Source organism: Polynucleobacter sp. AP-Jannik-300A-C4, assembly GCF_018688335.1.
GTDB lineage: Bacteria > Pseudomonadota > Gammaproteobacteria > Burkholderiales > Burkholderiaceae > Polynucleobacter.
This window is the reverse complement of the sequence record NZ_CP061316.1, coordinates 315,756-327,435: the sequence shown is the minus strand read 5'-3', so window position 1 is coordinate 327,435 and position 11,680 is coordinate 315,756. Positions and strand designations below refer to the sequence as shown.

General features: G+C 38.4%; 9 protein-coding genes. All 9 read right to left on the bottom strand.

Annotation, left to right across the window (positions count from 1 at the left end; all coding sequences use genetic code 11):
• Positions 1-24: 24 nt before the first annotated feature.
• Positions 25-1,278: an MBOAT family protein gene (locus FD975_RS01740; RefSeq protein ID WP_215302584.1), complete on the bottom strand. Its 1,254-nt coding sequence runs from the start codon at positions 1,276-1,278 to the stop codon at positions 25-27.
• A 47-nt stretch (positions 1,279-1,325) separates the two neighbouring features.
• On the bottom strand, positions 1,326-1,883 hold the full coding sequence (locus FD975_RS01735) for a bifunctional 2-polyprenyl-6-hydroxyphenol methylase/3-demethylubiquinol 3-O-methyltransferase UbiG (protein WP_215302582.1): 558 nt from the start codon (positions 1,881-1,883) through the stop codon (positions 1,326-1,328).
• A 50-nt stretch (positions 1,884-1,933) separates the two neighbouring features.
• On the bottom strand, positions 1,934-4,738 hold the full coding sequence (locus FD975_RS01730) for a hypothetical protein (RefSeq protein ID WP_215302580.1): 2,805 nt from the start codon (positions 4,736-4,738) through the stop codon (positions 1,934-1,936).
• Between the two features lie 67 nt (positions 4,739-4,805).
• Positions 4,806-5,522, bottom strand: a complete 717-nt coding sequence (locus FD975_RS01725) for a class I SAM-dependent methyltransferase (RefSeq protein ID WP_215302579.1) — start codon at positions 5,520-5,522, stop codon at positions 4,806-4,808.
• 211 nt (positions 5,523-5,733) lie between these two features.
• A complete protein-coding gene (locus tag FD975_RS01720) occupies positions 5,734-6,858 on the bottom strand; it encodes a glycosyltransferase family 4 protein (RefSeq protein WP_215302577.1) in 1,125 nt (374 codons plus the stop codon).
• On the bottom strand, positions 6,848-7,651 hold the full coding sequence (locus FD975_RS01715) for a glycosyltransferase (protein WP_215302575.1): 804 nt from the start codon (positions 7,649-7,651) through the stop codon (positions 6,848-6,850). Before FD975_RS01715 ends, FD975_RS01720 begins: the two co-directional genes overlap by 11 nt.
• On the bottom strand, positions 7,635-7,979 hold the full coding sequence (locus FD975_RS01710) for a toxin-antitoxin system YwqK family antitoxin (RefSeq protein WP_215302574.1): 345 nt from the start codon (positions 7,977-7,979) through the stop codon (positions 7,635-7,637). Before FD975_RS01710 ends, FD975_RS01715 begins: the two co-directional genes overlap by 17 nt.
• A gap of 10 nt (positions 7,980-7,989) precedes the next feature.
• Entirely contained in the window at positions 7,990-10,872 is a 2,883-nt protein-coding gene (locus FD975_RS01705) for a carbamoyltransferase C-terminal domain-containing protein (RefSeq protein ID WP_251371366.1), read from the bottom strand.
• Positions 10,859-11,671, bottom strand: coding sequence for a class I SAM-dependent methyltransferase (locus FD975_RS01700; RefSeq protein ID WP_251371357.1), 813 nt, complete (start codon positions 11,669-11,671; stop codon positions 10,859-10,861). The genes FD975_RS01705 and FD975_RS01700 overlap by 14 nt, the downstream gene beginning before the upstream one ends.
• Between the last annotated feature and the right edge of the window lie 9 nt (positions 11,672-11,680).

Genomic DNA, 11,680 nt, shown 5'->3' with positions numbered 1-11,680 from the left:
ACAAATATTTTCATAAATCTAAGATCAATTGGTGAGCGTTGAGATAATCTTAAGTGCATTAAGCGGTGGGTAAAAGAATAAAACCCACCCTATGCTAACAAAGCAGAAAGTTAGCACAAAGCCAACTAGGGGGGAATGAGTAATCGAAAAAATAGATTTAGTGGGCACTAATTTGGCGTAAGTATTTTGTATTGCCAAACCAATACCATGATAAATGCCCCATAAAGCAAAATTCCATGCCGCCCCATGCCAGAGACCGGCAACAAACATTACGACACAGACGTTAATAATTCCCCTTATTATGGTTTTCCTATTACCACCAAGCGGAATATATAGATAATCCCGAATCCAGGAACTTAAAGAAATATGCCAACGCCTCCAAAAATCTGAAATGCTGGTGGCAATAAAAGGAAAATTAAAATTTTCAGGGATCCTAATGCCAAAAAGTCTTGCACAACCAATAGCAATATCACTATAAGCACTAAAGTCTATGTATATTCGTACGTAGAGCAATAGTATGAAACCAACAGTAGTCAAACCATGGAGACTTGGCATTGCTCCATCTGCATACATATCATTAATTAATTTAGTTATGGGATCTGCAATAAACAACTTCTTTGACAAGCCTATAATGATTCTAAGGAATGAAGATACAGTGTGTTCGAGCTCCAATTTCAAAGAAGATCGTCTTAATTCATCAAGAAAATCGTTATATCTCTTAATCGGCCCAGCAACTAATGTAGGGAAAAATAGAGCGAAGGCAAGAAACTCATCGACCTTTTGAATCCTTGGTTTTCCACGGTACACATCAATCAAGTAGTGACAAAACTCAAAAGTGAAAAAAGAAATTGCTAGTGGCGCAATGCCAATTTCGATTTTTGTACTAGCAATAATTTCACCTAAATTTCCATGCGTTATTTTCGACAGCATCTCAATTATTAACGTCGTATATTTGTAGTACACCAAGGTCAAAATACAAGCAAATATGGGCACTAATATAAATGCCCTGCACTTAAATCGCTCTGCAATAAATGGTGCAATATAAGTCAATCCACCAAGAGCAAATATAGGGTAGACGCTGGAGTTATTTGAGTAAATAAAAAGAAATGAAATGCACGACGTAATCATAAATACCCTAGACAACGTACACTTCTCGTCAAAAATTTTGCATAAAATCCTCGTATTTTTTGACTGATCAATGCTTATCAAGGGCATGCAATTGACCAAGAAAAGGGTTGCTACCAAAAAAAACCAAAAAGAATAATCAGCAAATAACATATAAATTAATTAGAGTGGTATTGATCGAATAATTTAAATCAAAACGTCTAAGTATGATTATTTTTTTGGAATATTATGAGTCTATAAAAGCCATCCAAAACAACCTTATCCAATAATACCGTTACGCCAGCCCTCATAAGAATCACATCCAGCATCTCAGAATTTATTCTCTCAGACGAGCTAGTGCCTTTTATATAGCTCAATATACGGGAAATATATGCAATGAGAAAATTACTGCTATGTGTATAATTTATTATTGGCTCAAGTAGTATTGCCTTTTGACCTAAACGAGTCATGCGCTGAAGCAGCAAATCCTCTTTGGGGAAAAAATGATAGAGTGAGCCCAACATAATGCAGTAATCTGCTTTTTCAATTTCCACAAACAACGCATCTCCTGCTACGGTTTTAACACCCATACTTTTCAATTTTTTGAGCATTCTTTCCAGCATGTCTACGCCAACATAGCGAATGCCTCTTGTTGCCAAAAATTTTTCATATAAATAGCCACAACCGCAACAGAGCTCAACTACACTACACTTATCGGGGAGCAGTCTACTAACTAAGCGATATCGTTTAACGTAATTTCGGCCGTAAAGCAATCTCATTGTTATACGATATGGGAGCGGGCCCAAATAAATAGGTGATGCAAGCACAGTCATTTGGTTATCGCAATTTTTGATATAAAAGCAGATACATTTCTTACGTCGGGAAGCGGTAGTCTGATTGCGCCACCAAATTCTATCGTCAACAATTCGTCTGCATTTAAAGCTGGTACGGGAATATCTATAGAAAAATCACCTGAATTTACAGAGTGAACAGTCAAATTAGCACCCCCAACCCTCACCTTAACTAAATCTCCACCAGAAAATAGCCCTGGAGAGCGACTACCACTTATAGTCACATGCCGAAGATCACTAGATTTCGGCATTAAAAAACTAACACCTTTCTCAGCCCAACCATCACCATATAAGCCCAATATATCAGATCTAACTAAATCAATAGCACCGCCAGAAGTAATAACTGGACGTCTACTCGGATCTGTAAACAAACTACTATTTCCAATTTGGACCGAGAAGCAGCGAAATGTCACCGGCCTCTCATCACGTGGAAATACAATTGGCCTAGGATTCTCGTTAACTATCTCAATAGTCCCACTCTTTTCAAGAGTTGCAGGAATCTCTAACTGAAACTTTTGACGACCTTGAAGGATCCAACCTTCAACCTTCTTATTATCAACTATAACTGCGAGGTTTACTTTATCTGCATTAACAGACTCGCAATCAGCCCTTAAGCCAATAGCGCCAGCACCAATAAGATCCCTATTGAAGTACTTATATTTCAGCCCAGTATTAACCCAGCGATATGGGCGACCAGCTCCATCCCGCTCCAGTCTGAAGAATGCCCGGTCTTTAACGGGCCCATAACTAATTGGATCAGCCGCAACAAAAAAGAAACCTCTTGGGACAATAGCAAACAAACCATTACCCCACAAAGAAGATTTTTGAATATACCGATAATCCTCAATTGTTGGGTAATTAGTTCCTGGAATAATCATGTATTCATATTCCCCAGGATAGTCGGTCTTACGCTTGACTTTCGCTGTTTCAACAAAATTGCTAAGATAATTTAAACCGTGTGGGAGCACCATAGACTGAAATCCCATGTAGTGAGTCACCCAAAGTTGCGGCATTTCATCTGGAATTGCCACCATAAGCCTGTCTATTTTTTTGGGAAATAAAGCTAAAGTAGAGCGTAAATCTGTATATTTTTCCAAAAGAAAATTTTTGTCTGGAATAAAATATTCCCCATTTTCAAGCTCTGCGTATGCCAATCCACCAATGCTAAATGATGCTAAACATATCCATGAAAATAAAATAATTCTCCTCACATCTAGTGGTCCCGTAGATTTAGAATCTGAATCTCTATCAATTACTAGGGCTACGACTACAGCAAAGAAAATTGGGTAGTAGTAAATTAACTTATCTATTGAATAGGCGCTTCCCACTAAAAACAGAGTAATGGCTAGAGCAATAAAAGCAGCGCTAAATATACGAGTAACCTGTTGATGCTTATGACTCAGAACCCATGGAGCAAACACAACTGCGAAGGTGCATAGCGTACCAAGAATGATGGCGACTAGGTGCAGCACAGAATATGCATCAAACCTAAATAACCCCGAAATCCAATCAGGATTATCTATCCAAATTAATTTCTTATGCAAAAAACTTGGTTGAATCCACATTGAATAGAAAATTGTGCCATTGCTCACATAATCAGGGCCTGGCATTACGGCAAATTTACCTGTAATTTTTAATATCCGATAGAGACTCAAAACAACAGACGGTATACCCCCCACAAGAATAATAAATATCAGCGGCCCCCATATAATCCTGAAAATTTGGATAATAAGCTTCTTATTCGAATTAAAGGCTCGAATAGACAAGTACAGTGTAGGTAAAAATAAAATACTTAAACCTTCAGGGTAGACTGAAACCGATCCAACAATAACCAGCGAGAATATGATGCCCATTGCATTAGTAGGAGTAAAAAAAATCCTAAAAATAACACCCATAGTAAATGCAATTAATGGTATTCCCAATGTCATCGCTGGCCACTGTGTAAATGCCCCGCCATATATCAGCGGGCTAAAAGAAGATAGTATCGCAACACGCTGAATAGTTTTGGGGCTTAAATTAAGAAAGCTAACAAGCCACAATGCTGCCAAGCCAGATAGTATCGGATAAATCCCAAAGATTAAGTTGTAGGCAACCTTAACCTCTAAATTAAAAATATTTTTTAAATAGGCAACGATAAATTCCGCACCATTTCTTGTTGTAACCCCCATTATTAGCGGAGTTTTTCCTGGAAAGTAAAAGTAATCATCTCTTACAAAGGAATCAACCAGAATGTCATGAATACTGTTTTGGTGTTCCCCTTTTTCCATAGAAAACAATGTAAACGCACCCCCAATATTCGCAGCAATTTGCTTGGAGACCTTTTTTAACGCAACTGGATAGCTAATGTAATTATTATCATCGTTTGAAATTGCCTCCACCACAGCAGCGTAGTACCACATGTCCGGATTATTTGATCCGGGATAATCCCGAGGGCCTTTTGTTAGGATTGCTAAATCCAAAATTAAAGCACTACATAACACAATTATTAATGGGCTTAATTGTCTTAAATTAATGCCAGGTGCTATTAAAGATCTTTTTAGATAAACTCCTATAACCCCTAAAATTGAGATGCCTACGATAATAATTACGCCCGTAGAAAATGATCCAAGAAAATAAAATGTTACCTGACCAATTAAAGCAATTGTCGAAATTCCAGCGAATACTGCGATTGAAATAATTTCTAAAGATTGTAGGTTGCGAAAAAAAAATGTCGACCAAAGACCGGCCGCTGTTAATACAGCTATCGAACCAAATATAAGGGATAAGAATTCAATACTATTCATATAAATACATAAATTTACATTTCATACTAATTAATTTTTAGTTAATTTTTAATATCCAACCTTATAATTATTTATTAACCTTTTTAAGCAAATAATATGTCTTAGTTTTCAATCCAGATAGGAAAAAATTAGATAATGACTCGATGGCAATCGGCACAATGCTTGGTGTGAAGCCATATAAATAAGGTGCAACAGCAAATACTGGAATAGCTTCAACTATTGAAAATCCATTTTCAGCTGCCATCTCACTTACTGCTGACTTGGAATGTAAGTAAGTTCGGCCACCTAGCCATGATTGTTTTCCAGGAATCCATGAACGAGGAGTCCAATTATAAAAATCAGCAATTAAAAAACCATTTTCTTTCAAAACCCTAGAAGCCTCCTTGAGAAAGGGGGAGGGATCATCAAAGTGGAAACAAAAACGGCTCATCAACCAAACATCAACTGAGCCATCCTTAAGTCCAAGATTTTCGGCGCTTTTTCTCAGGTATTTGTCAGCTTTAAATCGAGCAGCATGCGCTAACATGGCCTCTGAAATATCAGAAGCCAAAACAGTTACACCATATTTTTTCAGAATCGGAATAAAACGTCCGGTTCCAGTTGGGCAATCCAATGCCACCCCCCCAGACTGTATGCCGGCATAAGTTAGTAATGTTGATATTATTTCTACCTCTTTATCGGCTACATACCTTCCACCCCCTCTCATAAACCTTCGAGAATCATAGTTCTCAACAATATCGGCATTGGAGTAGTATTCAGCCTTTTTTAGATCAATTTGACTCATAAAGTTCCTTTTTCTTATATATGGTAAAACTTGCAACGTAATATTAAATAGTCGGCAACCTTTTAAAGGTTGAACAAAATACATCCGAATTGCTTTGAAATAAATTCAAAGTTGCATAGATTAACTTGCCCTATTCAATATGAACTGTTATTTTTTTATAACTAAATTCATAATAATGGAACACTTTGTTTTGATCGCCATTAACGGCTGCTCATCCCCCACTCAAAATTGAAAGCCATATATTTTTTGACAGATCTTGTGAGTACCTACTCTTAAAATACTCTTTAAGATCATTTGATTCGGGTAGCTTTATTTCACCATACATAATCTGCAACAATGTCTCGGCCAACACATTTGAATTTCTGGGTGGCACGAATATCGCCATACCATTACAGCCAAATAACTCCCTCATGATTGGTAAATCGGTTGTTATTACCGGAACTCCAAACTCCAAGCTCTCCAATAAAACGTTTGGGTATACGTTTGTACCCCAGTCCGTCCAATAAGGAAATACTAGCAAATCAATATTTCTGTAAAAATGCTCCTTATTGACCTTCCCGCTAATAAAGTATCCATCGTTTTTGGCTCTATTTTGAATATTTTTATGACCTAATGTGCTAAATGCAAAATGCGCACTAAATAATAGCCGCTCTTTTTTTACTTTATATAAAGCACTCAGCAGATCTTCAACACCCTTGGTTTTATAAGAGTGTCCTATATAGCCAATTCTCAACCCCTTATTGGCTTCTTTTTTCTCCGCCAAATTTTCTACATTAAATTTACAGTCGTAGAGCATAGATGTTCCATTTGGGACAATATGTATGCGGCTCAACGGTAAATCTAATTGGTTAAGCTTGTCTTTTTGAACTTTAGAAGAAACAATCAGCTCAAGATGCTTTTTTCTTACCAGCCTTACCCAAATAGAATTATTGAAGATCATTCTAAAAAATATTAATGCAGGTTCAGAGATTAAAAGTGAGAAAGTCATGCACCAGGAATTTAACTCCCAATTAAGACCATCAATCCAAAAAATTACTCGCCCCCTAGCTTTTCGGGTTAAATAATAAGCTAATGGCAACTGACTGGGTGTTGGTATTTTTACAATCAATACGCCACCATCTTTTGGTACCGGGCAATGATACAAATCAAGGAGTCTTCGAATATTTTCCAGCCAAGTCCATTGAAAGGAAGCCCGATTATTACCGTTACTCATCTTAAATTCAGAGCCACTAAGCAATTTTTTAAAAAATTCAACCGAAGACTTTTCTCCACTAATTTCCGCCTCTGAACGCAAGGGGAAAACTATGACCGTTTTTAAATTTGATTTAATGCTCATTTAATCTGGATTTAAACTTTAATAGGCAAGAGATATATCTAGCGACATCTCTAGTAATTTTTACTGTAGATGGCTTTTCAGGACGCCTCACAAATATTGAAAAAACTTCACGAATTCTATATCCACTTCTTTCAGCTAAAACCATAATTTCAGTATCCCAGAACCAATTCGTATCTATAACTTTATCGAGAAGAGACGTGACTTTTGATCTCAAAAAGAATTTACAGCCAGTTTCAGTATCTGCAAGCTTGTGCCCCAGATACCAGCGCGAAATGTTGCGATAGCCATATGAAAGAAAATATCTAATTGCAACTCTATGGAATACTGACATCTGAATTTTGTAGGAGCGGTGGCATGTGGCCACATCGGCCACATCATTTAAAATCAAATTAGTCAAATATGGGACATATAGCGCTTGCGTACTCAAATCTATATCAATAAACCCGACCACGATAGCTTTACTCAACCTAAACCCCTTGGTCACTGTAGCACCACGTCCGATATTTTTATCATTAAAAATTACAGTAATTCTGTCATTTAATTTTTTTAACTCAATCAGCTTTGAGCGCGTACCATCAAGCGAACAATCATCTATAAATATAATTTCATAGCTTAATGTCGTATTTGACATACTAAAAAGCAATTCTTTGACTGAATTTTCTATATGAGATTCCTCGTTGTAGCAAGGAATTACAAGCGTTAGATCGAAAGCTTCCAAGCCTTTATGTGCCTCAAATAGAATGTCGGCATCTAATTCTCTAGATCTTTCAATTGTCCTATTTAAATCCACCATTGCACCCACCCTCAAAAAATATAATCCGAGACTTTACGCGGCCATCAAGCCCCCATTCAACACTCTGACCATGCAATAGGCCATCCCTGTAATTAGCCTCTGCTTTTTTGGCGCCATTTGCGTAGTAAGAAACCGAAAGGCCATTGAGAAGTCCAGATCGATATACAGCCTCACCAATCTTGACTCCATCTTCTGAATATTCGGTTGCAGCCCCATCAAGGAGGCCTCCCCTGACTAGGGCCTCTGATTTAATTTTCCCAGATGGGTAGTAGCTACGTCCAATCTCTCTTTTCCAGCAACCAGATAGCAACATAATGGTTACGCTCAATATGAAACAATTAAAATGTAATTTTTTCATTTATCCCCAGCAATTTCTTAATTCTATAAAGTAAATCTGTAACAACGTGCTTTATTAAATACAATTTCACCGCATTTCGAATTTCACCTTGGGTTGGCACCCTACCCAAGGCGCGCTGACGAATTCTTGCCATCTCTTTACTCCCAATATCATCTATAGAGACTGAGGTTTTTTGATGTTGATGAACGCGGAATGCACCCAAAAAAATTGGTATGCGAGCAAATTTTGCGCCAACATCTCTAAATCTTAGAATTAAGTCCCAATCCATTGCAAATTTAAATGACTCGTCAACCCCTCCCCCAATCTTTTCCCAAACGCTGCGCCGCCAAAATAACGTCTCCTGGGGTATAAAATCAACCCAAGACAAGATTGAATCATCGTGACTAGGCATAACCCATCGTCCTACTTTCATGTCATTCTCATCTATTAGAATACGGTTTCCGTAAACAACATCTACTTCTGGATGGCTATTGAAATAATGTGCTACGGTATGGAGAGCCCCGGGTAACAACAAATCATCGGAATTAAGCCACGCCATTATTTCGCCACTAGTTTGGGAAAATCCTAAATTTATTGCTTCGGATTGCCCAGTATCCTCAGCGGATTTCCAACCAGAAATTTTATCTAGAAACTTCTGCACAACTCTGACTGTAGCATCTTTAGATGCACCATCCTGAATGAAATATTCCAGTGCCGGGTAATTTTGTCGAAGCACGCTATTAATCGTTCTCTCAATATATTCACCCTGGTTATATGACGGGGTTACCAATGAGATAGTCGGCATCACCATCTCCGGGTAATGGTATTTTTTTTCAGTAATGATGAAGTGACGGGGGGAGTATTGCGACAAATTCCCTAAGCGCGGCCTAAAAATCTCATAACATCGGCGACATATTCTAGCTAATGGTGCTAGCGGATTATATGAGCCATATGCCATTCGATGTAAGCGCAATACAGAATTTTGCTCCGCCAACTTAGTGCGAATTTTTTTAATTTCATCATCCAACTCTTTAATCACCAACTCTTTTTCAGCTAGCTGAACCTCTTGCTCAGCTAGTCTTGTAGATTGCCTTATGACAATAGCTTCTTGTTGCAAAAGTTTATGGGGTTTCTGTCTTAGTTTTTTTCGAAGGTATTTATTTGATACCTCCATATTATTTTTAAGGTCAATTAAAAAACCCCCCTCGAGGTAAAGGTAATCCAAGCCTGCTTCAAAAAAACCTTGAATTGCATCTTTGGGGGAGCAAACGATTGGCTCCTCATGAATATTGAATGAGGTATTTACTAATGCTGGCACCCCTGTAAGCTCTATATATTTTGACAAGATTGCATGAATTAGTGGATTTACATCTGAGCTAACCAATTGCGGGCGTGCCGTCCCATCAACATGAACGACTGCAGGGCAATCTCTTTTCATCCATTCAGTACACTGAAGCGTAATCGTCATAAATTCAGCCGTATGAAGAACTCCCTCAATCCCAACATAACAATCTTCCGCATCTTCGATCCGTGATACGGGGGCAAAAGGCATGAAGTCGGTTCGATTTAAGAGGTTGTTTAAACTCTTATTAACATCGCTTTTGGTTGCAGAAGCCAATATAGAACGATTACCTAAAGAGCGCGGTCCAAATTCCATGGCACCCTGAAATATAGCTACCACACCCTCTTTCGAAAGAAGATTGGCAATATAGTCTGCGGGATTTGATAGCCGCTCAAAACAAATTCCCTCTCCAACTAGCAGCTGCTCAGTTAGGGCCGGATCATATCTTGACCCAAGATACATTGAATCCATTCTTGGGGGAGGGCAACCACTCTCCTGCCAAAGTGCATGCCAAGCTGCACCCAAAGCTGTCCCATCATCCGCCATCGGTGGCGCAACAAAAATTTCCTCAAAGCCAAACTCAGAAATCCTCTGATTTATTTTGACATTTGCAAACAGACCTCCAGCTAAACATATATGATTTCTCATCCATCCATTATCTGCAGCGCGAGTTAAAATTTTTATTACGTGCTCTTCTGTCATTTCTTGCAGCGTTGCTGCGATAATTTCTTTAGAGAATTCTTGTGAAGCTACTCGAAAGGGTTGCATCTTAGCTTCAAAAACAGCCAATGCAGGGGGATGCACTAAATCATAAATATTTATCCATTCCAAGGTGGATTCAATTGAAATAAATTCCGAATGAAACCATTTTTCCAGCAATCTCCTACAGCTTATTGTCGAGGTCCCGCAGGCGGCGAGCCCCGTAACTTTGCCCTCATGTTTATTGGGCGTAAAGCCCAGTAATGCAGTAACAAAAGTATATAAAGTTGTAATCTTTGAGTAACTCAGAGCATTGAATTGGCTAAGGGGCGTAATTCCGTCTACTTGATCACATAAATACAAACCACCAAACCAGGGGCTGTTACACATACCGCCATCATATGTTAAACATAAGGCCGACTTAAATCCACTCCCCCAAAATGCTGATGCAGCATGAGCAATTTGATGAGGAACAAATCTTTTTTCAACGGGAATTGATTCCAGGAATTCATAAAACTCAAAAGCGTGCAGCAACCCCCCCACCCTACTCTGCACCAAAGAGCAATCCAATAGAGTGCTATCCGATGGACTGGGAGGAGAAAAATCGCGATCAGTAGAGATCGCCACATATTTAACGCGCTCCCAGGGAAAATTTTGCAAAAAAAGAGTTGGAGGCCTCCCATCCTGCTTAACTCTTGTATATCTCTCTAATGACGCAGCATAAATTATTTTTCCGCAAGGATCGACTATGGCAATAGCTGTATCGTGCATTCCAGAATAATTAATTCCAACTATGCTGCCCTCTGGCAACTCAGGAATTGAGGGGGGATTATTTCTTAACACAAAGCACACCCAAATCATTGATTTTTAGAGGGTCATCAATACCCACTTCATGACATAGCGTGAGAATTTCATCGGCAGTTGATCTATGTTGAAACTCTGGTGAAATGTTGTCAAAAATTCTAAAAGCGATTGTCTGAAAATTTTCTAAATTATTTTTATAAGAATATTTTCCTGTGATAAAAAAGAAAAGAAACATTGCTGGAGCCATGAGCCATGAGAAGCAAAGTCGTGTTGATCTGCGCCACTTATAGGGTCTGTAGAGTATTTTTCTAAGCGCATCATATGCACAAAAAATATATGCTGGATAGATCCAGAAAAAAAGAGAGCCTCTCTTTTTAAGCAACCTATAAAGCTCCGCCAAGGAATTCCTCATGTTTGCAGTATGGTGAATCACCCCTGAGCTATATATTTTATCAATACGCAATGATTTTAAAGGGAGGAGTGCAATATCAGCCTGAATTATGTGGGCATTTTCATAATGCCGAACATTAGACTCCAAAAAGAAAACTGTGCTGGCAATATCAACCCCAATAATATGAGACTGGGGAGATTTTTTTGCCAACTCTAAAAATAGAACTCCCGATCCAACGCCGGCCTCAAGGATAAACTCTCCTGGTAGATTTACATCCTGAATCTGAAAAGAATATTTAAAATTTTCTAAATATTCGGTAGGATTGAAGCCAAACACCTCATTGCTTTCAAAAAATCCACGCCTTCTCATGTCCCATTGCCCGGAGAAATTATTTGCGGTTATGTCTGACTCAAGACTCTCAGCTGAGAATAATGGAACGCCATGCAATATGGGGTA

Coding starts and splice junctions, on each gene's coding strand:
- FD975_RS01715 (WP_215302575.1), bottom strand. CDS start 7,651: ATGGTGGATTTAAATAGGACAATTGAAAGATCTAGAGAATTAGATGCC.
- FD975_RS01740 (WP_215302584.1), bottom strand. CDS start 1,278: ATGTTATTTGCTGATTATTCTTTTTGGTTTTTTTTGGTAGCAACCCTT.
- FD975_RS01720 (WP_215302577.1), bottom strand. CDS start 6,858: ATGAGCATTAAATCAAATTTAAAAACGGTCATAGTTTTCCCCTTGCGT.
- FD975_RS01725 (WP_215302579.1), bottom strand. CDS start 5,522: ATGAGTCAAATTGATCTAAAAAAGGCTGAATACTACTCCAATGCCGAT.
- FD975_RS01735 (WP_215302582.1), bottom strand. CDS start 1,883: ATGAGATTGCTTTACGGCCGAAATTACGTTAAACGATATCGCTTAGTT.
- FD975_RS01730 (WP_215302580.1), bottom strand. CDS start 4,738: ATGAATAGTATTGAATTCTTATCCCTTATATTTGGTTCGATAGCTGTA.